This is a genomic window from Cytobacillus firmus NBRC 15306 (assembly GCF_001591465.1).
GTDB lineage: Bacteria > Bacillota > Bacilli > Bacillales > Cytobacillaceae > Cytobacillus > Cytobacillus firmus.
In genome coordinates, this window is the sequence record NZ_BCUY01000065.1 from 1 (window position 1) to 22,780 (window position 22,780).

The 22,780-nt window shown below is 42.3% G+C and carries 20 protein-coding genes, 4 tRNA genes, 2 pseudogenes and 1 riboswitch; of the genes and pseudogenes, 22 read left to right on the forward strand and 4 right to left on the reverse strand.

Translation table 11 applies throughout. The features are described 5' to 3' along the window. Positions 1 to 19 precede the first annotated feature (19 nt). From BFI01S_RS16080 to BFI01S_RS16140, 13 genes and pseudogenes are all read left to right on the forward strand, one after another. A tRNA-Cys gene (locus tag BFI01S_RS16080) sits at positions 20 to 93 on the forward strand. Positions 94 to 121: 28 nt separating this feature from the next. Continuing rightward, positions 122 to 210: transfer RNA gene (locus tag BFI01S_RS16085), tRNA-Leu, on the forward strand. A 22-nt stretch (positions 211 to 232) separates the two neighbouring features. After that, positions 233 to 314: transfer RNA gene (locus BFI01S_RS16090), tRNA-Leu, on the forward strand. Between the two features lie 297 nt (positions 315 to 611). After that, positions 612 to 1,553 (forward strand): carbohydrate ABC transporter permease, encoded by a 942-nt coding sequence (locus BFI01S_RS16095; RefSeq protein ID WP_061793515.1) that lies wholly within the window; start codon positions 612 to 614, stop codon positions 1,551 to 1,553. After that, positions 1,553 to 2,380, forward strand: coding sequence for a carbohydrate ABC transporter permease (locus BFI01S_RS16100; RefSeq protein ID WP_061793516.1), 828 nt, complete (start codon positions 1,553 to 1,555; stop codon positions 2,378 to 2,380). The genes BFI01S_RS16095 and BFI01S_RS16100 overlap by 1 nt, the downstream gene beginning before the upstream one ends. 68 nt (positions 2,381 to 2,448) lie before the next feature. Next, positions 2,449 to 3,735, forward strand: coding sequence for an ABC transporter substrate-binding protein (locus tag BFI01S_RS16105; RefSeq protein WP_061793517.1), 1,287 nt, complete (start codon positions 2,449 to 2,451; stop codon positions 3,733 to 3,735). Between the two features lie 145 nt (positions 3,736 to 3,880). After that, entirely contained in the window at positions 3,881 to 5,695 is a 1,815-nt protein-coding gene (locus BFI01S_RS16110) for a sensor histidine kinase (RefSeq protein WP_061793518.1), read from the forward strand. Further along, a pseudogene (locus BFI01S_RS16115) lies at positions 5,673 to 6,399 on the forward strand (response regulator transcription factor). Before BFI01S_RS16110 ends, BFI01S_RS16115 begins: the two are co-directional and overlap by 23 nt. A 15-nt stretch (positions 6,400 to 6,414) precedes the next feature. Beyond that, positions 6,415 to 7,141, forward strand: a pseudogene (locus tag BFI01S_RS16120) (ThuA domain-containing protein). A gap of 1 nt (position 7,142) precedes the next feature. Next, positions 7,143 to 8,171, forward strand: coding sequence for a Gfo/Idh/MocA family protein (locus tag BFI01S_RS16125; protein WP_061793519.1), 1,029 nt, complete (start codon positions 7,143 to 7,145; stop codon positions 8,169 to 8,171). Between the two features lie 9 nt (positions 8,172 to 8,180). Next, a complete protein-coding gene (locus BFI01S_RS16130; RefSeq protein WP_061793520.1) occupies positions 8,181 to 9,212 on the forward strand; it encodes a Gfo/Idh/MocA family protein in 1,032 nt (343 codons plus the stop codon). 12 nt (positions 9,213 to 9,224) lie between these two features. Then, entirely contained in the window at positions 9,225 to 10,193 is a 969-nt protein-coding gene (locus tag BFI01S_RS16135) for a sugar phosphate isomerase/epimerase family protein (protein ID WP_061793521.1), read from the forward strand. Between the two features lie 305 nt (positions 10,194 to 10,498). Continuing rightward, a tRNA-Gly gene (locus BFI01S_RS16140) sits at positions 10,499 to 10,572 on the forward strand. Between the two features lie 122 nt (positions 10,573 to 10,694). Here the strand turns inward: BFI01S_RS16140 and BFI01S_RS16145 are convergent. Continuing rightward, a complete protein-coding gene (locus BFI01S_RS16145; protein WP_061793522.1) occupies positions 10,695 to 11,363 on the reverse strand; it encodes a B3/B4 domain-containing protein in 669 nt (222 codons plus the stop codon). 108 nt (positions 11,364 to 11,471) lie between these two features. Between BFI01S_RS16145 and queG the strand changes: the two genes are divergently transcribed. The 5 genes from queG to BFI01S_RS16170 all read left to right on the forward strand — a co-directional run bounded on the left by queG (position 11,472) and on the right by BFI01S_RS16170 (position 17,340). Further along, a complete protein-coding gene (gene queG / locus BFI01S_RS16150) occupies positions 11,472 to 12,605 on the forward strand; it encodes a tRNA epoxyqueuosine(34) reductase QueG (RefSeq protein WP_061793523.1) in 1,134 nt (377 codons plus the stop codon). A 180-nt stretch (positions 12,606 to 12,785) separates the two neighbouring features. After that, entirely contained in the window at positions 12,786 to 13,664 is an 879-nt protein-coding gene (locus BFI01S_RS16155; RefSeq protein ID WP_061793524.1) for an amidase domain-containing protein, read from the forward strand. 62 nt (positions 13,665 to 13,726) lie between these two features. After that, the gene (trmL, locus tag BFI01S_RS16160) at positions 13,727 to 14,200 is read left to right on the forward strand and encodes a tRNA (uridine(34)/cytosine(34)/5-carboxymethylaminomethyluridine(34)-2'-O)-methyltransferase TrmL (RefSeq protein WP_061793525.1); all 474 of its coding nucleotides are present in this window, start codon (positions 13,727 to 13,729) and stop codon (positions 14,198 to 14,200) included. 99 nt (positions 14,201 to 14,299) lie between these two features. Beyond that, positions 14,300 to 15,049, forward strand: a complete 750-nt coding sequence (gene nfsA, locus BFI01S_RS16165) for an oxygen-insensitive NADPH nitroreductase (RefSeq protein WP_061793526.1) — start codon at positions 14,300 to 14,302, stop codon at positions 15,047 to 15,049. Positions 15,050 to 15,444: 395 nt separating this feature from the next. Continuing rightward, positions 15,445 to 17,340 carry a PrkA family serine protein kinase gene (locus BFI01S_RS16170; RefSeq protein WP_061793527.1) on the forward strand — a complete coding sequence of 632 codons (1,896 nt, stop codon included), beginning with the start codon at positions 15,445 to 15,447 and terminating at the stop codon, positions 17,338 to 17,340. 100 nt (positions 17,341 to 17,440) lie between these two features. On the opposite strand, the gene BFI01S_RS23090 is transcribed toward BFI01S_RS16170, so the two are convergent. Continuing rightward, complete coding sequence (locus tag BFI01S_RS23090) at positions 17,441 to 17,581, reverse strand: hypothetical protein (RefSeq protein WP_156478345.1); 141 nt, start codon at positions 17,579 to 17,581, stop codon at positions 17,441 to 17,443. A gap of 115 nt (positions 17,582 to 17,696) precedes the next feature. Here BFI01S_RS23090 and BFI01S_RS16175 point away from each other — a divergent pair, with 115 nt between their 5' ends. Together BFI01S_RS16175 and yhbH are read left to right on the forward strand one after the other, a co-directional pair. Further along, the gene (locus BFI01S_RS16175; protein WP_061793528.1) at positions 17,697 to 17,882 is read left to right on the forward strand and encodes a hypothetical protein; all 186 of its coding nucleotides are present in this window, start codon (positions 17,697 to 17,699) and stop codon (positions 17,880 to 17,882) included. Between the two features lie 281 nt (positions 17,883 to 18,163). Further along, positions 18,164 to 19,336, forward strand: a complete 1,173-nt coding sequence (gene yhbH / locus BFI01S_RS16180) for a sporulation protein YhbH (protein ID WP_035326684.1) — start codon at positions 18,164 to 18,166, stop codon at positions 19,334 to 19,336. Positions 19,337 to 19,395: 59 nt separating this feature from the next. On the opposite strand, the gene BFI01S_RS16185 is transcribed toward yhbH, so the two are convergent. Continuing rightward, entirely contained in the window at positions 19,396 to 19,986 is a 591-nt protein-coding gene (locus BFI01S_RS16185; protein WP_061793529.1) for a general stress protein, read from the reverse strand. Between the two features lie 208 nt (positions 19,987 to 20,194). Here BFI01S_RS16185 and BFI01S_RS16190 point away from each other — a divergent pair, with 208 nt between their 5' ends. Next, positions 20,195 to 20,833, forward strand: a complete 639-nt coding sequence (locus BFI01S_RS16190) for an NUDIX hydrolase (protein ID WP_061793530.1) — start codon at positions 20,195 to 20,197, stop codon at positions 20,831 to 20,833. Positions 20,834 to 20,910: 77 nt separating this feature from the next. Continuing rightward, positions 20,911 to 21,012: riboswitch (SAM riboswitch) on the forward strand. Positions 21,013 to 21,121: 109 nt separating this feature from the next. Continuing rightward, positions 21,122 to 22,339, forward strand: a complete 1,218-nt coding sequence (locus BFI01S_RS16195) for a homoserine dehydrogenase (RefSeq protein ID WP_061793531.1) — start codon at positions 21,122 to 21,124, stop codon at positions 22,337 to 22,339. A gap of 61 nt (positions 22,340 to 22,400) precedes the next feature. Here the strand turns inward: BFI01S_RS16195 and BFI01S_RS16200 are convergent, their stop codons facing one another. Further along, on the reverse strand, positions 22,401 to 22,595 hold the full coding sequence (locus BFI01S_RS16200; RefSeq protein ID WP_061793532.1) for a hypothetical protein: 195 nt from the start codon (positions 22,593 to 22,595) through the stop codon (positions 22,401 to 22,403). Between the last annotated feature and the right edge of the window lie 185 nt (positions 22,596 to 22,780).

Consider the following 22,780-nt stretch of genomic DNA (forward strand, 5'->3'; position numbering starts at 1 on the left):
AGAATTTCATTGTTTTTATGGCGGCATAGCCAAGTGGTAAGGCAGAGGTCTGCAAAACCTTTACCACCGGTTCGAATCCGGTTGCCGCCTCCATAATTTAAATCTTGATTCGCTGATATACGCCGGGGTGGCGGAACTGGCAGACGCACAGGACTTAAAATCCTGCGGTAGGTGACTACCGTACCGGTTCGATTCCGGTCCTCGGCACCACAAGATTTACTACATTTAATATGCCGGTGTGGCGGAATTGGCAGACGCGCACGACTCAAAATCGTGTTCCTTCTGGAGTGCCGGTTCGACCCCGGCCACCGGTATCAAAAAAAAAGGGTTTCCCATTTGGGAAACCTTTTTTTGTATTTAAAAATTATATCCCTGAGATATTTGACGTGCATTTTATCATCTCCACAGCGTTCCGGACGGTTCAGAGGGTGGTTTCGAAAAAGGGTTCTGAACTGTTCGGAAGGCTGCTCCGAAACAAGGATAAGGCGATTGACCTTTTGAAAAAGTCAAAATATTGCACCATTTAGTCAATTCAGTCACCTATATAGGCAACCGCTTTCAAATATAATGTAGGAAAGCGTTTGCAAGATGATAGGGGGCGGTGAAGAGAATTGGAGACAAAGGTTGAGATCGGGGAACCGGCAATTAAGTCAGAGATTAAAACAGTTTCCAGGAAAAAAGCAAATTTGAAAAAGATCTTAACATACCTTGCTTTTGTAGGACCGGCATTAATTTTTTTCCTGGTGATACAGATCATTCCTTTCCTGATGGGGATTTATTATTCGTTTACATCCTGGAATGGAGTCAGCGCTGTGGTGGAGTGGGTTGGACTTGAAAATTATATAAAGATTTTTAAGAGTGATCCTAAGTTTTTTGATTCCTTTATTTTTACAACTAAATTTATGTTGGCTTCTGTTATTATTAGTAATTTATTAGGATTTGGGCTTGCCTTATTATTGAATGCAGCCTTGAAGTCCAGGAATCTGCTGAGGACTGTGTTTTTCATTCCGAATGTTATCGGGGGATTATTGCTTGGATTCATCTGGCAGTTTATTTTCGTAAAAGGGTTCGCTGCTATCGGTAATCTAACGGATCTTTCGGTTTTTAAGCTTCCATGGCTTGGTGATGAGACAACAGCCTTCTGGGGAATTGTCATTGTGTTTGCCTGGCAGATCAGCGGTTATATGATGGTTATTTATATCGCAGCACTTCAGGGTGTTGATCAGACGCTGCTGGAGGCAGCAAGAATCGATGGAGCATCAAGCTGGACACTCCTGACAAAAATCATCATTCCGCTCATTTTACCGGCATTTACGATTTGTTTCTTTTTAACTATATCAATGGCATTTAAGATTTTTGACTTGAATATTTCACTCACAGGCGGCGGGCCATTCAATTCGACACAATCGGTTGCGATTAATATTTATCAGGAAGCATTCCAGAATAACCGGTATGGTCTTGGTACCGCAAAATCCATTTTATTCTTCATTGTGGTAGCTATTTTTACAACGGTTCAGGTGATGATGACGAAGAAAAGGGAGGTTGAGGCCTAATGAATCCCAGATATACGAAGGTTACGTTTTTGCTGGAGATTATCGGAATCCTATTAGGAATCATATTCCTCATCCCTTTTTACTTCGTGTTCATTAATTCTGTAAAGGGTTTTGCAGATATCCTGATTGATGCGGCAGCATGGCCGCAGGAGTTTTTATTCTCCAATTATCTGAAGGTATGGGATATCATTAATTTCCCGCGTGCCTTCTGGAATTCGCTTATAATAACGGTAATCAGCAATATTGGACTAGTTGTCATCAGTTCTATGGCTGCCTGGAAGATGGTTAGGACTCCGGGGAAATTCAGCAAAATCCTGTTTGTTTTATTTGTATCTGCAATGGTTATTCCATTCCAGACCGTTATGATTCCCCTGATGAAACTCGGTGGCACGCTGAATCTGACAAACAGCATACCTGGTCTCATCATTATGTACTTTGGCTTTGGTGTACCATTATCACTTTTCCTTTATCACGGTTTTATTAAAACAGTTCCAATCGAGATCGAAGAGTCGGCCCGAATTGATGGGTGCAGCCAGTTTGGCGTCTTTTGGAGAATTGTTTTTCCGCTTCTGAAGCCAATAACTGTAACGGTTGTCATTCTAAATACATTGTGGATCTGGAATGACTATCTGCTGCCGCTTCTGGTGCTTCAGGATGCAGAGCTAAGGACGATTCCTTTGGCCACAAGCTCATTCTTTGCACATTATACAAAGCAGTGGGATATGGGACTGGCTGCCCTTGTGATGGGCATTACACCGGTCATAATTTTCTTCCTGTTCCTGCAGAGACATATTATAAAAGGCATTGCACAAGGCTCCATTAAGTAGTTGTAGAGACTTTTGCATCCAAAGAGGCTGTGAAAGTTTATATAAAAAATATTCAGGGGGGAAACAAAATGAAACGCTTTGCTCTATTACTGCTGTCATTGATTCTGATGGCCGGCATTATGGCGGGCTGTTCTTCTTCCAGCTCTTCAGGGGATGAAAAGCCTAAGGATGATTCAAAGAATGGTGATGAAGTGGTAACACTGAACATGTTCCAATTTAAAGTGGAGATTGCCGATCAGCTTCAGGAAATGATTGGCGAATTTGAAAAAGAGCATCCAAATATTAAAATAAAGCTTGAGTCAGTCGGAGGCGGAGCTGATTATGGTGCCGCATTAAAAGCTAAGTTTGCATCCGGCGAACAGCCTGATATTTTTAACAATGGCGGATTTAAAGAATTGGAGCTTTGGAAAGAGCATCTTGCCGACCTTTCAAATGAGCCGTGGGCAGAGCATGTGCTTCCAATTGGTAAGGTTCCAACCACCGATACAGATGGCAAGCTTTATGGAATGCCGGTAAACCTGGAAGGATACGGGTTTATTTATAACAAGGATTTATTTAAAGAAGCGGGAATTACTGAACCGCCTAATACGATTTCTGAACTGAAGGATGCTGCTAAAAAGCTCAAAGATAAAGGAATTACCCCCTTCTCTGCCGGTTACGGTGAGTGGTGGGTCATTGGGCAGCATTTGCTAAACATTCCATTTGCACAGCAGGAAGATCCTGTTGCCTTTATCGAAGGCTTATACAGCGGATCTGAAAAGTTAACCGGCAATGATAAATTTAAAGAATTTAAAGAAGTTCTTGATACTGAAATTAAGTTTGGAAATGACAATCCGTTAACAACTGATTACAATACGCAAGTTACACTATTTGCTTCCGGCAAAACAGCTATGCTTCAGCAGGGGAACTGGACAGAGAACATGATTCTTGAAATTGACCCTGACATTAATATGGGATTCCTCGCGATTCCTCTGACTGATGATGAAGCTGAGGCAGACCGTTTACCGGTAGGCGTGCCGAACAACTGGGTTCTTAACAAAAACTCTGAGCATCTTGAAGAAGCCAAGTTATTCCTTAACTGGATGGTTTCATCTGAAACAGGCAAACGTTATATCACAGAAGAATTTGCTTTCATACCAGCCTTTGACAATATTGAGCCAACCGGTTTAGGGCCACTTGGTAAGCACATTCTTGAGTATTCTAAGGCAGAGAAAACGATTCCTTGGACATGGTTCAGATGGCCGGATGGAGCAAATAAAGAGTTTGCTGCAACAATCCAGGAATATGCTGCCGGAAAGATTGATTATGATACGGTTGTTGAACGGTTCCAGGCATCCTGGGATAACTTGAAATAAATTGGTGAAACGGGAAGCATGTCTGCAAAAGATATGCTTTCTGTTTTCTATTTTTCTAATCCGGAAAATCCCATAGAAAAAAGGCATCCCCAAAAAGGGAAGTTGCTTTATACTATTGTAAAAGAGATAGCAGCGGGGGATGTAAATGTTCAAAAGGAGCATTAGGAATAAACTGATTGTCCTATTAATGGTTGCCACAATCGTTCCATTTGGGGCGTCCATTATCATCACTTACTACCATACAGCCGAATCCTTGAAGGACCAGGCCATTAAAGAAAATAGCAACCTATTATATCAAGGAAAAATGAACCTGGAGGGGTACATAAATGAACTGGATGGGCTGACACTATCTCTCTACAATAATCCAGGTTTTATAAACTTTTTAAAAGATCCGCGGAAGGAAAATAATTACCAGGCTGTCGAAGCTGTAAGAAATGTAATTTCGACCATATTGTATGCTGAGGAAAATATCAAACGGGTTAATATTGCAGTTGCAAAGGAAGATCGGCTCATAACAGCGAGCCGCCGCTCTACTGTTGTTTTTTCGAAGAGGCTGACAAATGCCAATCAGGAATATTACGAAAAAGCGGAAGAAAGTCCAAACAATATGTTTCTTGAGCCCGTCCATAAGATAAAGGATCCTGATGAAAAGAAGCCTGAGAATGTAATTACGCTTCACCGGTCTTTAATTAATATTCCAGCGGAAGATCTATTGGCCTATATATCATTGGAGTTTTCACCGGATCAAATAACCAATATCAGCCGCAATCTTTATTCGGGGGAAAATGAAGAATTCTATATTATATCTCCTGAAGGTGACATGATCTACCGTTCAACGGATGAAGCTGATAACGGAGATAAAACACCAGAGTGGATTGATTGGGTGATAGGCGCAAATAAAGAAAATGGCACGGCTGAATGGGAGGAAGATACATTCAGCGGTGTAATGATATACGATCAATTATCGCAAAATTCAGGCGGCTGGTATCTTGTTAAGCGAGTCCCATATAACACTTTATATGAAAGTGCATTCAGTGTGGCGAAAATCAATATCATGTTTGGCGTAATTGGGCTGTGCCTGGTTATTCTCGCCACGTTATTTATTTCTGTCAGAATTACCTCTCCCATCAGAATTCTCCTCAAAAATATCGATCAGGTTGAAAAGGGAAATCTTGACGTCCGTTTTAAATCTCTTGGTAATGATGAGATTGGTTATCTCGGGGAACGATTCAGGCAAATGATCGATAAAATTAATGATCTGATTAATCGGGAGTATAAGCTTCAGCTTGAAAACAAGACAAATCAGCTTAAGGTTCTGCAGTCACAGGTTAATCCGCACTTTTTATACAATGCATTGCAGTCAATTGGAACTGCGGCCTTGAAAAATCAGGGCCCGCAAATTTATTCTTCTGTTACCCGCCTTTCAAAAATCATGAGGTACAGCATGAATATGGAGGAGGGGATGGTTCCTCTTCAAAAAGAGATTGACCATACCAAGGCCTACCTTCTGCTTCAAAAGGAACGATTTGGTGATCAGCTTCAGTTCAATTTTCAGATTGATGATGAAGCATTGAGGTTTCCTGTCCCGAAAATGATATTACAGCCTTTAGTGGAGAATTACTTTAAACACGGCTTTGATACACGCGAGAAAACTGGAGAGGTTAAAATAACCTGCAGACAGGATGAATTTTACCTGGATCTTCTTATTGAGGATAATGGCACAGGCGTTTCTGAGAGCAGGCTGGAGGAAATCCGGATGCATTTGATGAATGACAGGATAGGACAAAAGGGTGAGTCAATGAATATCGGACTGAAGAATGTTTATGTCCGATTAAAGCTTTATTATGGCAGACGGGCTTACCTGCAGCTTAAGAACTTGGAGCAGGGGGGGCTGCTGGTTTCTATTAAACTTCCAAAAAGGATGGAAGGTGGAAAAGATGAAAGCAATTATTGTGGATGATGAACAGCATGTGCGGGAAGGTTTAATGCTTCTTGGAGATTGGAGCCGTTTTGGGATTGACACGATCATGGAGGCGGCAGATGGAAATGAGGCCATAAAGCTGATTAAAGAGCATCGCCCGGAAATCATATTCACAGATATGAGCATGCCTAAGAGAGATGGCATAAGCCTTTTAAAATGGATACATTCTTCAGATCTATCCAGCAAGACGATTGTTGTCAGCGGATATGATGATTTCGACTATATGAGGAATGCCATCTGTTATAAATGCTTTGATTATATCTTGAAGCCTATCGATCCGGACATTTTGAATGAAATCCTGGAAAAAGCCATTAATGAATGGAATCAGCAAAATTCTCCAGTAGAATGCCATCAGGAGCAAAACAGGGAAATGAATGTGATCCAGCAAATAGAACAGTTTCTGCTGGAAAGCTATAACAAAGATTAATCTGCAGGAAATTGCAGATAGATTCTATTTAAGCAGGGAGTACATCTCCAGGAAGTTTAAACAGGAATATCAGGCTACTATTACAGACTTTATAACGAATGTCCGAATGAACAAGGCCAAGGAGCTTCTGCAGAACCATAAACTGAAAATCTATGAAATTGCTTTTCAGGTTGGCTATCAGGATGAAAAGTATTTTAGCAAAGTCTTTAAAAAGACTGAGGGAATTTCCCCAAATGAATATAGAAGTATGAATTAAGAAGGAGGAAGATCCATGATTAACGTGCTTGTCTGGAATGAGAATCGCCATGAGCAGAAGGATGAAAAGGTAAGGGCAGTCTATCCTGATGGTATCCATGGTGCCATTGCGGATTTTTTAAGTGGAGAAGATTTTAAGGTGAAAACAGCGACATTGGATGAGTCCGAACATGGACTCAGTGATGCTGTTCTGCAGGAAACAGATGTTTTAGTCTGGTGGGGGCACCTGGCGCATGGGGAAGTTGAGGATGCAATCGTCGAAAAAGTAAAACAAAGAGTACTCGATGGAATGGGGCTGATTGTCCTTCATTCCGGCCATTTTTCTAAAATTTTTAAAGTGCTGATGGGAACTTCCTGTGATTTAAAGTGGAGAGAAGCGGATGAAAAGGAACGAATTTGGATTGTAGACCCGAGCCATCCGATTGCAGAAGGACTTGGAGAATATATTGAACTGGAAAAAGAAGAGATGTATGGAGAACATTTCGATATCCCTGCACCGGATGAGCTTGTAAGAAGGCGGGGAGGTTTTCCGGAGCGGGAGCACATACAGGCGGGGAAAAGGAAAAATCTTTTATTTCCGTCCGGGACATGAAACGTATCCAACATATTATCATAAGGACGTCCAGCAGGTTATTAAAAATGCTGTTAAGTGGGCTAAGCCGGCTGATCTTCCGGTACCGGTCTATGGAAATGCGAAGCCGCTTGAGAGTATCAGTGTGAAACATGAAGGAGTGGAGAGTTAAGATGAAAAAACTCAAGATTGGGATCATTGGATGCGGAAGTATAGCCAAGCATCGGCATATGCCTGAATATCATGCAAGCAGCGGGGCAGTCATTGCAGCAGTATGTGATATTAATGAAGGGCGTGCAAAAGAATTTGCTGATCTTTACGAGGCGAAGGCGTACACCGATTATAGGAAATTGTTGGATGACAAGGATATAGATGCAGTGAGTGTCTGCACCCCGAATTATCTGCATGCCCCTATTTCAGTTGCAGCATTGAACGCGGGCAAGCATGTTTTATGTGAAAAACCAATGGCCACTTCTAAGGAAGAGGCAGAGGACATGATAGAAGCAGCCCGTAAAAATGGAAAGAAATTAATGATTGCCCACAATCAGCGCTTTGTTCCGTCTCATAAAAAAGCAAAGGAGTTGATTGCAAGGGGGGAAGCGGGAAAAATCTACAGTTTCCGGACTGCTTTTGGACATGGCGGGCCGGAGGGATGGAGTGCAGATGGCAAAGAAAGCTGGTTCTTCAAAAAGGATCAGGCATTTATTGGTGCAATGGGTGATCTTGGTGTCCATAAGACCGATCTCTTGCGTTACCTGCTGGGAGAAGAGTTTGCTGAGGTCGGAGCATTTGTCGAAACGAGTGCCAAAGCCGGTGCTGATGTCGATGATACAGCCGTATGCGTTTTGAAAACGGAAAGCGGTGTGATCGGTACATTGGCTGCAAGCTGGTCTTACGTATCTAAAGAAGACAATTCTACAATTATTTATGGTGAGAAAGCGATTTTGAGACTGGAGGATGATCCGGTGAACTCTCTCATTGTTCAGTATGCAAACGGTGAAACAGTGAAGTACGAGCTCGGCGGAATCCAGACAAATGAAGAAGGCGGGCAAAAGAGTTCAGGTGTCATTGACCACTTCATTGAAAGTATTTTGAATGAACAGGAGCCTGCCATCTCCGGTTCCGAGGGAATGAAGTCGCTCCAAGTGATTCTTGCTGCCCTGGAGTCCAGCGAAACAAAGCAGATTGTCAGAATTAATTGAGGTGCATCCATGAAAAAACTTCGGATCGGAATTATCGGTGCTGGCGGAATTGCCCAATCCCGGCATATTCCCGTTTTAATGAAATTATCGGAAAGTGCTTCCATAACAGCTATCTGCGATGTGAATGAGGATACTGCACAGCTGGCTGCAAAGAAGTTTGGAATCAGCAGCGCTTTTACAGATTATAAAGAAGTATTCAATGAAAAAACAGATGCCGTGGTTATTTGTACTCCGAATAAGTTTCATGCTGAAATTACTGCTGCTGCGCTGGAGGCCGGGCTGCATGTTTTGTGTGAGAAGCCGATGGCCATGACGGAGGAAGAATGCAGGAAAATGATTGAGGCAAGAGACAGGTCCGGGAAGGTATTGGCCATTGCTTATCACTACCGGTTTATGAAAGAGGCACAGGCTGCCAAAAAACTCATTTCAGAAAATGAAATTGGCACTCCGTTTGCAGCCCGGGCAAGAGCGATGAGAAGAAGAAAGGTACCGGGCTGGGGTGTTTTTACCAATAAGGAACTCCAGGGCGGAGGAAGCTTGATTGATTATGGCTGCCATTTGCTTGACCTCTCGCTTTGGCTTTTGGGAAACCCGGCTGAAACGGAGGTATCCGGTACAGCTTACAATACATTAAGCAAAATGCCTGATCAGGTGAATCTATGGGGCAGCTTTGACCATCAATCCTTTGATGTTGATGATCATGTGACAGCTTACATAAAATTTGCGAATGGCGCTTCCCTGCTTTTTGAGACTTCCTGGTCTGCCAATATCGAACGGGATGATGAAAGCCTCAGTCTTTCAGGGCAGCATGGAGGGATTGATTTATTTCCACTCAGGTTAAATCAATCTAAATATGGGATGCTCCTGAATACACATTCAGAGTGGCTCCCGGGAGAGGAGGACTATGCTTTAACACAGGCACGGAACTTTATCAACAGCTGTTTGGGCAGCGAAGAATTTATGGTTAAAGCAGAAGAAGCAATGCAGACAACCAGGATTATTGATGCAATTTACAGTAGCAGCAAACGAGAATTATATTAGGGAGGGGATTTTGTGAAGCTCGGCGTATTTACCGTATTATTTGCTGATAAAAATTTTGAAGATATGCTCGATCATGTGAAAGCTGCAGGACTTAAGGCCGTCGAAATCGGAACGGGAGCCTATCCCGGTAACGCTCACTGCAGCCTGCAGGAGCTTTTGGAAAGCAACGAACTCCGGGATGATTACCTGAACAAGGTGTTGTCGAGGGGGCTTGAAATCAGCGCATTCAGCTGCCATGGCAACCCGATTTCACCTGATAAAGCATTTGCAGAGGAATCGGACCGCGTTTTATACGACACGATTAAGTTAGCCAGCTTAATGAATGTTCCGGTTGTTAACTGTTTTTCCGGCACTGCAGGTGATGGGGAAGAAGCCAGGCATCCAAATTGGCCGGTCGCTCCGTGGCCGAATGAGTATGGTGAAGTGCTGAAATGGCAATGGGAGGAGAAACTCATACCATATTGGAAGAAAGCGGGACAATTTGCCAAAGACCATAATGTGAAAATCGGTCTCGAACTGCATGGAGGATTCCTTGTACACACTCCGTACACACTTTTAAAATTAAGGGAAGAAACGTGTGACTCCATTGGGGCCAATCTGGATCCAAGCCATTTATGGTGGCAGGGCATTGACCCTGTGGCAGCAATAAAGATACTGGGAAAAGAAAATGCCATTCATCATTTTCATGCAAAAGATACCTATATTGACCAGGAAAACGTGAATATGTACGGGTTAACGGATATGCAGCCGTATGGCAATGTCCAGACCAGGGCGTGGACATTCAGGGCAGTCGGGTGCGGACACAGCCTGCAGGAATGGTCTGATATGATGAGCGCTTTGCGCACGTTTGGTTATGACTATGTAGTCAGCATTGAGCACGAAGATCCGCTTATGTCGATTGAAGAAGGATTTACAAGAGCAGTAAGGAACCTAAAATCCATCTTAATCGAAGAGCAGCCTTCGGAAATGTGGTGGGTATAAACAGGGAGGGAAAACCCCCTCTCTGTTTTTTCGACAAATTTCTCAAAAAGGGTTGACCATTTACTCTGATTTTAGTATTATTAAATAGTTGATTCGACAAAATGTATATTCATATTTGCATTTATGATTGAATATATATTCACAAAATGCGGGTGTAGTTTAGTGGTAAAACCTCAGCCACGAGCGACACATCCATGAATCATCAGCGAGTTGCCTCGACGCATAGGCTTCCTTGAAGAATTCTTTCAGAGGAAGAGGCATGCAAGAACGGGAACGAAATCAGTAATTTGTAACTTTATATAAACGCGGGTGTAGTTTAGTGGTAAAACCTCAGCCTTCCAAGCTGATGATGAGGGTTCGATTCCCTTCACCCGCTCCATACATAGCCAACGCAGTGTTTCGTTCAAAAAGAACGAGGTATTGCGTTTTTTCATGTTCTTCGGCTATTAAGAAAAAATCGGGCGGCATCCGCAGATACCACTCGATTTTTAATAAACTAGTTTAACATCCAATTACCTTAAAGCTTCTTTCTCCACCATGCACTTGAGTGTACATGTTCATTAATGACTCTGTCATTTTTTCAGCCTTATCCGTTTCCAGCGAGGGGCGCAAATAAACAATTTGAACTGCATTTTTAGTCTGTTCCGTGACAGCTGTCCTTTCAGAGTCCACAAACGGACTGCCAAATGGCCCTGCCGCATCTTCACTGATTATTAAATTGGCAAGCGAATTGGGTCTTCCGTTTAAGCCGTTATATTCTTCTCCTTCTTTGCCTAACCTGATAGTAAGATGGCCTGAAAGCTTATCGGCATCATATATGCCGATCGGTATTTGGTATTCCAGGGAAAAGAAGTTGTTGATATCAATGGAGCTGTTGACCGGCTGCAGATAATTTTGTTTTTTTATTCTTCTGTACAGTGCTTCCGCAGAGTGGCGGTAGCGGTTTGGATCCTTGCCTGCTGTTTTGAAGATTTGCCGCCATTCCTTGATCCCTTCAAATTCTGTAACACTCTTGTCCTCTAAGTCAAAATAAATAGATTCCTGAAATAATTGGAGTCTTCCCTTTACCATTTGAGGAGATTGTCCGACTTCGATATTTTTATATGTAATGAATCCGATTTTAAAATGGGGCAATAACCTGCACAACTCTGGAGCAATCATAATTTCCAAGCTTTCCACCTCCAAAATTACTTTAAAATAGTTTATCATAATAAGCGGTGATTCAATAAATTAAAGACTTTCATATAAATTAAATTTTTCACGAAAGGAGGTCATACAATGGACTTTGCACAGTTCAAGCAGGAAGTGATTGAATACAGCAGAACAATTGGCATTGATAAAATCGGTTTTACGACAGCGGGCACTTTTGATGAAATGAAAAATAGGCTGATTCGCCAGCAGGAGCTTCAATATCATTCAGGATTTGAAGAACCTGATATTGAGAAGAGGGTGAATCCCGGCCTGCTAATGGACAAGCCCCGGTCTATTATTTCCATTGCAGTTGCTTATCCTTCCAAAATGAAGGTAAGGGTTGTCAGCAAAAGAGGTGAAAGAAGGGGGATTTTCTGCCGGGCTTCATGGGGGAAAGACTATCATCATATCCTGAGGGAACGTCTTCAAAAGCTTGAGGAATTCATTAAGTCAAGAATTCCTGAGGCAGTATGCAAATCAATGGTGGATACCGGTGAGCTGGTAGATCGGGCCGTTGCACAGCGTGCCGGAATAGGCTGGAGCGGAAAAAACTGTTCCATCATCACACCGGAATTCGGATCGTATGTTTACCTTGGAGAAATGATAACAAATCTGCCTTTTGAGCCTGATAAGCCAATGGAAGACAGATGCGGAAGCTGCAATAAATGTGTTGATGTCTGCCCGACTGGAGCTTTAATTCAGGGAGGTCAGCTTGATGCACAGAAATGCATTGCCTTTTTGACACAGACAAAGGGCTTTCTCGCAGAGCAATATAGAGAAAAACTGGGGAACAGGCTTTATGGGTGCGACACCTGTCAAACCGTTTGTCCTGAAAATAAAGGCAAGGATTTTCATCTGCATGATGAAATGGAGCCGGATCCGGAAGTGGCAAAGCCGCTTTTAAGGCCGCTTCTTTTTATCAGCAACCGTGAATTCAAAGAAAAATATGGCCCGGTCTCTGGTTCCTGGAGAGGGAAAAAGCCGATCCAGCGAAATGCCATCATTGCCCTTGCTCACTACAAAGATGAGACAGCGGCAGAAGACCTGATTAAAGTTATGAGAGAAGATCCGAGGCCGGTGATCCGGGGAACTGCCGCATGGGCACTCGGGAAAATTGGCGGAGAAAAATCACTGCCTGCACTAAAACAGGCATTGCACCAGGAGAAAGACGGAGAAGTCATCGCTGAAATTGAAAAGGGTTTAAGTTTTTTTGAACAATGATGATGGGGGAGGAAACTCCCTCCTTTTTTATGGCTTTTTTATCCTGTGACCGTAAAAGCTATGCGACTCATAGGCAGAGAAACTGGCGAGCCCGGCAATTTTATTGTATTATTGCGCGAAAAATTAAGCAATGTCCTATGCTTCCTCTCATATGTATTGAATAGGAGAGGAGTGAGATGCGTGAGGGACCAGCTTCATGAGCTGTTAAAGAAAAGAGTGCAGCAGTGCGTTTCCCATTCAAGAAGTTCAATTCATACATGCCCTAAGATTGAAAAAAAGAAAGAATCTCTTTCCGGCCGCTCCGGTGAGATTGTGAAAGCGCAGGCAGCCGGAAAAGTGATCAGTGTCGGCAGGGAGAAGGAAGATGTGACTCCGGTTGATTATAGAGTTCACTTCAAATATTTAATTAAACAAAAAGGCATATTTTATATGGAAGAAGAGATTGAAGAGCGTACAGCCGATTTTTATAAAGGAGTATTTGTTGAAGACCGGGAGAAAAATCCTTTTAAAGATAGTAAAGAAGAAGAAGCGTCTCCAGACCGGGGGGTTGAAGAGGAAGAAAGGTATGAGTATGAATATGACCGCATGAAGGCTGTACAGTATGCCGAAAAATGGTGGAACAGCTATAATCCGGCTTATAAAAAATTTGATGTGGATTGCACAAATTATATTTCCCAGTGCCTTCATGCAGGCGGCGGCCCAATGAGGGGATACCCCAACCGTGGAAAAGGCTGGTGGATGAGAAGCGGGAATTGGAGCTACAGCTGGACAGTAGCGAATTCAATGCGGTGGTATCTGCCCAGTTCAAATTCGGGGTTAAGGGCTGAGGAAGTCTCCAGTCCGGATCAGCTCTTAATAGGAGATGTCATCTGCTATGATTTTCAGGGAGACGGACGCTTTGACCATACAACAATCGTGACGGGCAAAGATGCATCAGGAATGCCCCTCGTCAATGCCCATACCTATTACAGCCGAATGCGCTATTGGGCTTATGAAGATTCGACAGCTTATACACCCAATATTAAATATAAATTTTTGACTATTACCGATGATCAGTAATTTGTATGGTGATTTCAACGTGATATAATAACACATGCAGATTTAATTTAGAGGTGAAAAAAGTGGGATTGCATGTAGTATTATATCAGCCGGAAATTCCGGCCAACACAGGCAATATAGCCCGTACCTGCGCGGCTACTGATACGACATTGCATCTGATCCGGCCGCTCGGCTTTTCAACAGATGATAAAATGCTGAAGCGGGCAGGCCTGGATTACTGGCAATTTGTAAAAATTGTTTATCATGATTCATTAGATGATTTCTTTAAAAGCACTGAACATGGTGAATACTTCTACTTAACGAAGGATGGCACCAAGCCATATTCCACTTTTGACTATAGCAAAGTCGAGAAGGATTATTATTTTATTTTCGGCAAGGAAACGGCCGGTCTTCCAAAAGATGTTATTGAAAGCAGCAAAGAGCGCTTATTAAAGGTGCCAATCAACAATAATATCCGTTCGCTTAACTTATCCAACACAGCTGCCATTCTTGTATATGAAGCACTGCGCCAGCAGGAATACTTACATTTAACATAGGAAAACACAGGGCCTGAAAGATTATCAGGCCTTTTCCTTTGGAGAAAACTTTCTTCTCTGGGTAAAATGAAAAAGTACATATGGAAAGGATGAGATGTGATGAATGAAGTTACCAACTTGCTGATGGACCATCGTTCCGTCCGGAATTTTGAAGACAGGCCACTGTCGAAAGAGCAGATTGAAACAATTGTACTATCTGCTCAAGCTGCTTCCACTTCAAGTTTTGTCCAGGCCTATTCAATAATCGGAGTGACAGATAATGAAAAGAAAGCGAAACTTGCTGAAATGGCAGGCAATCAGAGTTATGTAGCTGAAAATGGCCATTTTTTCGTGTTTTGTGCTGATCTGCATCGTCATGAAGTCATCGGCCAAATGGAAAATAAAAATGTAATCCCATCAATCGAAAGCACAGAGAAGTTTATGGTGGCTGTCATTGATGCTGCTTTGGCTGCGCAGAATGCTGCCATTGCTGCAGAATCGCTGGGACTTGGACTCTGCTATATTGGCGGAATAAGAAATAATCTGGAGGGAGTGGCTGAGCTATTAAAAACACCAGATCGTGTGATTCCTTTGTTTGGACTGGCTGTTGGCTACCCTTCCAAAAAGAACGACAAAAAACCGCGGCTCCCCCTTCAGCACATTTATCATGAAAATGAGTATAGTCAGGATGAAACAGCCTACCGCCAAGAGCTGGAAGTGTATAATAAAATCATTTCCGAGTATTATGATGAGCGTACAGGCGGCAAGCGGAAGGACACTTGGACCAGTCAAATTGCCGGCATGCTCGAAAAGCAGACACGCATGTATATGAAGGATTTTGTTCAGAAGAACAAGATGGATTTAAGGTAGGAGAATATTGAAATAAGAAAAAAGCTGCTGAATAGATCAGCAGCTTATTTTTTGCTTACGCCTGGCTTGTCATCATAGCCGGCAGTGAAAATAGCAGCAAGGAAAGCAACCATTACACCGATAATAATAATTGTACCCATGTATATGTAATCCTCCTTTAGCGGTATCTCAATAGGCAAGCATGTAAATATAAGCTTATTATAGCCCAAAAATGAATAACTGTGAATGAAAAGTATGGAGTTTTTTTTACAGTAAGATCCCTGCAGCAAAGTATTCGTAATAATTAATCCCCTTAAAAAGTACAAACCAAACTCTTAATAGTTTACGCATGTTCGATTGCCGGTGCGCATAGAGTATATTAATCGTCTCTGATAATGCGACAGGGGGAGGTCCTTATGGATATTCTAAAAAAAATTGAGATGTACAGACACGAGGAAGAAAAGCTTAAATGGGAAGGGACTTTTGGAGAGTATTTAGAAATTATTAAAGAGAAACCATGGGTTGCCCAGTCAGCACATTCACGGGTATATAGCATGATTAAAGATGCCGGTGTGGAAGAAGTGAAGGGGCAAAAAAGATATCAGTTTTTCAGCAATCAGCTCTTTGGATTAGAAGAAGCTTTGGAAAGGTTAGTGGAAGAGTATTTCCATCCGGCAGCCAAACGCCTTGATGTCCGCAAAAGGATCCTTTTATTAATGGGACCGGTCAGCGGCGGTAAATCAACATTAGTGACGATGCTAAAAAGAGGTTTGGAACAATATTCTCATTCAGATAGGGGAGCGGTCTATGCTATTAAGGGCTGCCCAATGCATGAAGATCCGCTTCATTTAATCCCGCACCATCTCCGAAAGGATTTCTATGACGAATATGGAATTAGAATTGAAGGAAATTTATCGCCACTGAATAGCATGCGTCTTGAGCAGGAATATGGCGGCCGCATTGAGGATGTTTTGATTGAAAGGATCATTTTCTCAGAAGACCGCAGGGTGGGGATTGGAACTTTCAGCCCTTCAGATCCGAAATCCCAGGATATTGCTGATCTGACTGGAAGCATTGACTTTTCAACTATTGCTGAATATGGTTCAGAATCTGATCCGCGTGCCTATCGTTTCGACGGAGAGTTGAATAAAGCAAACCGCGGTATGATGGAATTCCAGGAAATGCTGAAGTGTGACGAGAAGTTTTTATGGCATTTATTATCCCTGACTCAGGAAGGCAACTTTAAAGCTGGACGCTTCGCCCTTATTTCGGCAGATGAGCTAATTGTCGCTCACACGAATGAAACAGAGTATCGTTCATTCATTTCCAATAAAAAGAATGAAGCTTTGCATTCCAGGATAATTGTTATGCCAATCCCATATAATTTAAAGGTTTCAGAGGAAGAGAAGATTTACGATAAAATGATCCGTGAAAGCGATGTTTCCAACGTGCATATTGCACCGCATACTTTGAGGGTTGCAGCGATGTTTACGATTCTAACCCGCATGAAAGATCCGAAAAAAGGCGATATTGATTTAGTTAAGAAAATGCGATTGTATGATGGAGAGAGCGTTGAAGGCTATAATAGAGCAGATGTGGAAGAATTGAAAAAAGAGCATGCAGATGAGGGCATGAGCGGCATTGACCCGCGTTATGTCATCAACAGGATCTCTTCGACAATCATCCGCAAAAATATCACAAGCATCAATGCGCTGGATGTATTGCGATCGCTTAAAGAAGGATTGGATCAGCATCCATCCATCACTCCAGAGCTCAAGGAAAGATATCTGAACTTTATTTCTCTGGCCCGTAAAGAGTATGATGATATCGCCAAGAAAGAAGTCCAAAAGGCATTTGTATACTCCTATGAAGAATCTGCGAAAACCCTTATGGAAAACTATCTTGATAATGTTGAAGCATACTGCAATAAAGCGAAGCTGCGCGACCCATTAACCGGTGAGGAAATCAGTCCGGATGAAAAGCTGATGCGCTCAATCGAAGAGCAGATCGGCATCTCCGAAAATGCGAAGAAAGCATTCAGGGAGGAAATCCTCATCCGCATCTCCGCTTATGCCAGAAAAGGCAAGCGCTTTGACTATAATTCGCATGACCGTCTGCGCGAAGCCATTCAGAAGAAACTCTTCGCCGACCTGAAGGATGTCGTGAAAATCACAACATCTTCAAAAACGCCGGATGAGCAGCAGCTGAAGAAGGTGAATGAGGTAGTAGCACGTCTGATCGACGAACATGGCTATAACTCCACATCAGCCAACGAACTGCTCCGCTATGTGGGAAGCTTGCTGAATCGATAAATGGAGGGCCTGGCAGTATTGCTGCCAGGCTTATTTATTTGTATGTAATTAAGATTTAATGAAAATACCCCATATAAAAAAGAGGCTTCGAAAAGCCTCTTCATCCATTTTTGTCTATTTTTAATGCAGGTTCTTTCTTTTTTTTCTGGCATTCCGGACAGATTGGCTTATTTTCAAGATAAACGGTCCGCTCATACAATGATAATTCACCACACCAGCTGCAGCAAAGGATTTCGCTCATAAAATCCCCCCTATAGTATAATCCTATTTACGCTTGGCCTTTTTTATGCTGCAGAACAAGTATAAAAGTTTAGCTAAGCCCATTTAGGGGTATAAATACAGCAGAGGTGATATTCATGAAAAAGAAAGAATTGGATAAGGATTATACACCGAGAAACAGCTCAATGGCAGAAAATATTGAGGAAATGGAAAACCTGGGCAAGCAGATGGAAAATCTCCGGACCAATAAAGAATTAAAAGAGGATTACAATAAATATCCGGATCCTATTCAGAATAAAAGCAAAGACAAGAACCTTCGCTAAACGCGGAGGTTTATTTTTGTATAAAAATTGGCTTGTCCAAAAGATGCTTCGAATGCCTTATTGTCAAAATTATTTGTAAATTATTTTGTCTTCCCGCATATGATAGAGTAATAAACATTTCTTTGTATTGGTGCATGAATATCAAAATCACTGCCGGGAAATGAATCTATGAAATGAAGGCAGACTGCTGAAATGGGGATGTTTCATCTTTTTTGACACTCGCGATATTGTATGTTGGAAAGCTGTAATGTGTGAAATTTAATTTAAAAGGAGGGGTTAACATGACGAATGTCAATAACCATCAGTTTGTGATTTCCCAAGAAGATTGGTCCCTCCATCGCAAAGGCTATGATGACCAGCAGCGTCATCAGGATAAAGTCCAGGAAGCAATCCGCAACAATTTGCCTGATTTAATAACGGAAGAAAACATTGTAATGTCGAATGGGCGGGAAGTAGTAAAGATTCCGATTCGCTCATTGGATGAATACAAAATCCGTTATAACTATGATAAAAATAAACATGTCGGCCAAGGCGATGGAGATAGCCAGATTGGAGATGTAGTGGCACGTGACGGATCCGGCAGCCAGAAAGGACCCGGAAAGGGGCAGGGAGCAGGCGACCAGGCAGGCGAGGATTATTTTGAAGCAGAAGTATCACTGATGGAAATTGAAGAAGCTTTATTTAAACAATTGGAATTGCCTAATTTAAAGAGAAAAGAGCAGGATGAAAATCTCATAGAGGACATTGAATTTAATGATATCAGAAAGACTGGATTAATGGGCAATATTGATAAGAAACGGACCATGATGTCGGCATTCAAGCGCAACGCAATGAAGGGAAAGGCAGCGTTCCACCCGATTTATAAGGAAGATTTGAAGTTTAAGACCTGGAACGAAATTGTAAAGCCTGATTCAAAGGCTGTCGTGCTTGCGATGATGGATACGAGCGGATCGATGGGGATATGGGAAAAGTATATGGCCAGAAGCTTTTTCTTTTGGATGACGCGGTTCCTGAGAACCAAATATGAGACAGTTGAAATTGAATTTATTGCCCACCATACAGAAGCAAAAGTGGTTTCAGAAGAGGACTTTTTTTCAAAAGGAGAAAGCGGTGGAACGATTTGTTCATCTGCTTACCGAAAAGCACTTGAGCTTATAGATGCCAAGTACGATCCGCGTAAATTTAATATTTACCCTTTCCACTTCTCAGACGGTGATAACCTGACCTCTGATAATGCCCGCTGTGTTAAGCTGGTGGAAGACCTGATGAAGGTGTCCAACATGTTTGGATACGGTGAGGTCAACCAGTATAACCGCCACTCGACCCTGATGTCCGCCTATAAAAATATCAAAAATGATGATTTCCGATATTATATTCTTAAGCAAAAAGCAGATGTATTCCATGCGATGAAAAGCTTCTTCAAACAGGAAGAGGATAAGAAGAAATATGCCTAAAGAGAGGGAAACCTCTCTTTTTATTTCAGCAAAAAGCCCCCACTTTCAGGGGGCTGATACTATTTAAGCTTGTCCTTTGTAAGCACTTCTTTTTTCACTTCTGCTGAAGTATGAGAATGCTGAATACGACTGGGATTCTCGTTGACACAGCATGTATCAGCGGATTTATCTGCCAGTGTTTTGATATCCGATTCATGGACAACCTCCCGGGCTGAAGCACTCTCCATATAACCTTCAGAGTTTTCGGCAGTGATTCTCTGATTGTCCTGCGTGGAGTTTGGATATTTCCCATAATAGTCAGCGATTAAGACATATTTTCCGTCAAAAACCATGCCTGCGTATCGATCCAGGTCATGTTCATCAAACCGTGTACCATCTTTTTTATCGGGATCAATTCCTGAACTTGTGGCCGGGTCTTCCCCCATGAAAAGAGCTTTAACAGAATCAAGAAAACGCTGATTGCCCAGCTCCTGGGAACCGCCAATTCGCAAGTTCACTCCGTAATTGTCTGCAAAGCTTTCAAGATTTGCGCCATCCTTGGAGACGATCACAAGATTTTCCTTCTGATATCCATTTGACCCAGCACCTTCAATGGCTTCTTTAAGCTCTTGCTGTGTATCGTATCCGCCTATTAATATATTTTTCTTCATATTTTTCACTCCCAGTGTATTATGATATTTTTTTATTTTCCCTGATTTGCAGGCGGAGAAACGTTCTTTTACTTTTGAAGTCAGGATGCAATAGCATATAGTCCGGAATCATTATTTGGCACAAGCCGTAAAAATTAATAAAATGCAAAGAATACAGTAAGATAAAGGTATAATAACTGAATTGAAATGCTGCTGGAGGTGGGAGGATATGGAGATTGAGAAACTGGCTAAAAGGTTAAGGAACAGAACCCCCATCATTTTGGGGAGTGAGCGATTTTCGAAGTTCGCTATTTTGCTACCGCTGGTTGAAATCAATAATGAGGTACATGTCCTATTTGAAGTGCGTTCACTAAAAATGAGAAGGCAGCCTGGGGAGGTATGTTTCCCCGGCGGAAGGATAGATCCGGAAGACAGGGATGAAGAGCATACGGCCATCCGTGAAACCTCTGAGGAACTCGGTGTGGACGAAGACAGCATCACAAATGTTTCCCCGCTGGATTACATGATCTCCTTCGGTCAAATTATTTACCCTTATGCAGGCATTATCCAAAACCCGGACAAGATTGTCCCGAACCCTGATGAAGTAGAAGAGGTTTTTACCGTCCCCCTTTCATTTCTGAAAAAAGTTAAACCGGAAACGTATCACGTGAATTTTAAGGTAGAGCCAGAAGAAAATTTCCCTTTTGATTTGATTGCCGGAGGTGAAAATTACAATTGGCAGACAAGGAGAGCGGAAGAGGTATTTTACTATTTCCAGGATAAAGTCATCTGGGGGCTGACTGCCAGAATTCTTAAGCATTTTCTTGAGATCATAACGAAAGATTTCAATGAAAGTGAAAGCGTCTGAAGAAAATAATTTTTCAAAAAAGGTTGACGCAGACCTGATAAATGTTTATGATTCATATAAATTGAATACTTAGAAACTTCTTATCAAGAGAGGCGGAGGGACTGACCCTATGAAGCCTCGGCAACCAGCATTCATGCACGGTGCCAAATTCAGAGGAATACATTTTCCGAAGATAAGAAGGCGGAATGAACGGAATATTAATTCAAACCCCTTCTTGTCTGTAATGGACGGAAGGGGTTTTTTGTTTTTACGGCAGGCACAATAAATTTTACCCAGGGGGAATGAGTAATGTCAGCGATAACGATCGGGCTATTGGGATTTGGAACTGTTGGAAAAGGAGTGTATGAAACAATCAGAAAGCATCAGGAAAGGCTTCAGACGATACTCGGGAAAGAAGTGAAGGTTTCCGCTATCCTGGTCAAAAATGTGAATAAACATTCTTTGCCTGATGATCAGGTGCTTTTAACAGATGACTTTCAGGATATTATTGAGCTTCCAAAGCTTGATGTTGTAATTGATGCCATTGTTGGCAGGGAACCGGGCTATACGTATCTGCGCCAGGCAATATCGAGAGGATGCCATGTCATTACAGCAAATAAGGAGATGTTTGCATATCATGGAAGTGAGCTTGCGAAGCTGGCAAAAGAAAAGAATGTATCACTGGGATTTGAAGCAACAGTCGGCGGCGGAATCCCCATCATTCAGACCATCAGGCAGCTGCTGAATGCCAACAGGATCGAACGGATTGAAGGAATTTTAAATGGCACATCCAATTTCATTTTGACAAGCATGCGCGAGGAGAACTTATCATTTGAAGAAGCATTGAAAATCGCTCAGGATAAAGGCTATGCAGAAGCCGATCCTAAAAACGATATCGAAGGATATGACGCCTTTTACAAAGCAGTTGTTCTGAGCGAGCTTGTATTCGGGAAAGCGCCGGCACAGGAATACTCTGTTAGAGAAGGCATTACTGATATTACGATTGAGCAAATCCGTCTGGCTGATTCGCTGGGCCTGAAATTCAAGCATGCAGCATCGATTCAGAAGGAAAAAGATTTTGTCCGCTGTACAGTAAAGCCGGTCCTGACAGGAGAATCTCATCCTCTATACAGAGTAGAAGGCGTGCAGAATGCCGTTTCAATTGATGCGGATATTGTCGGGAATATCAGCCTGCAGGGTCCCGGAGCAGGAATGTTCCCGACAGCGAGTGCGATTATTGAAGATTTAATTCATGTGGGAAAAGCCGATTTTCCTTCAGCATTTGAGGAAGCTATATCGAAAGAGACGGTCCCTGAGCAGCCGTTCTGGGTAATATTGGGTGATGCCGATCAAACAGTGCTGCCTGAGGGAGTTGAATTCGTCAGCAAAGTGTCAGAACAGGCCATAATCGTTAAGGCACCTACAGAAGCTGTGTCATTATTAGATAAATCCGATTTGAAGGCTTATCAAGTGCTCGGAGATTATGCACATACGGCAGGGAGGTATAAGCAGGTACAGCCGGTCTAAAAAACAGAAGGGGCAAGCCTTTGAGCTGCCCCTCCTGAAGTATGTTTAGAGATGGTGGATACTAAGCCTGCTGTTTATTAAATAAAGGATTATTTAATCCGGAATACAGGTCTTTAACATGAACTGTTACTATCTTAGCGCCAATCTGGACATGGACCATATTATCAAAAACAGCTGTTACCAGGCCGTTTAATGAGACATTCGCACCAATATTTAGATCTTTGCCGGGAGATTTAACATTTTTCTTGTCTGCCATCGTAACACCATCCCATTCCAATTTATTGAAACTTATACATAGAATATTGCCTTTTTATAGTAAAATAAACGCTTTAATAAAAAAAGTCCAGTAAAATAGCTTGTTTTTTTATCGACAAATTGTAATGAAATTAGACACTTATCGCAGTCTAACGGGCAGTAAGACCCGCCTTCAAGACTCAGAGG

Excerpts from the sequence above, each read along its gene's own strand:
- BFI01S_RS16100 (WP_061793516.1), top strand. The coding sequence starts at position 1,553 with ATGAATCCCAGATATACGAAGGTTACGTTTTTGCTGGAGATTATCGGA.
- BFI01S_RS16105 (WP_061793517.1), top strand. The coding sequence starts at position 2,449 with ATGAAACGCTTTGCTCTATTACTGCTGTCATTGATTCTGATGGCCGGC.
- BFI01S_RS16110 (WP_061793518.1), top strand. The coding sequence starts at position 3,881 with ATGTTCAAAAGGAGCATTAGGAATAAACTGATTGTCCTATTAATGGTT.
- BFI01S_RS16125 (WP_061793519.1), top strand. The coding sequence starts at position 7,143 with ATGAAAAAACTCAAGATTGGGATCATTGGATGCGGAAGTATAGCCAAG.
- BFI01S_RS16130 (WP_061793520.1), top strand. The coding sequence starts at position 8,181 with ATGAAAAAACTTCGGATCGGAATTATCGGTGCTGGCGGAATTGCCCAA.
- queG (WP_061793523.1), top strand. The coding sequence starts at position 11,472 with ATGGACTTTGCACAGTTCAAGCAGGAAGTGATTGAATACAGCAGAACA.
- nfsA (WP_061793526.1), top strand. The coding sequence starts at position 14,300 with ATGAATGAAGTTACCAACTTGCTGATGGACCATCGTTCCGTCCGGAAT.
- BFI01S_RS16170 (WP_061793527.1), top strand. The coding sequence starts at position 15,445 with ATGGATATTCTAAAAAAAATTGAGATGTACAGACACGAGGAAGAAAAG.
- BFI01S_RS23090 (WP_156478345.1), bottom strand. The coding sequence starts at position 17,581 with ATGAGCGAAATCCTTTGCTGCAGCTGGTGTGGTGAATTATCATTGTAT.
- BFI01S_RS16175 (WP_061793528.1), top strand. The coding sequence starts at position 17,697 with ATGAAAAAGAAAGAATTGGATAAGGATTATACACCGAGAAACAGCTCA.
- yhbH (WP_035326684.1), top strand. The coding sequence starts at position 18,164 with ATGACGAATGTCAATAACCATCAGTTTGTGATTTCCCAAGAAGATTGG.
- BFI01S_RS16185 (WP_061793529.1), bottom strand. The coding sequence starts at position 19,986 with ATGAAGAAAAATATATTAATAGGCGGATACGATACACAGCAAGAGCTT.
- BFI01S_RS16190 (WP_061793530.1), top strand. The coding sequence starts at position 20,195 with ATGGAGATTGAGAAACTGGCTAAAAGGTTAAGGAACAGAACCCCCATC.
- BFI01S_RS16195 (WP_061793531.1), top strand. The coding sequence starts at position 21,122 with ATGTCAGCGATAACGATCGGGCTATTGGGATTTGGAACTGTTGGAAAA.
- BFI01S_RS16200 (WP_061793532.1), bottom strand. The coding sequence starts at position 22,595 with ATGGCAGACAAGAAAAATGTTAAATCTCCCGGCAAAGATCTAAATATT.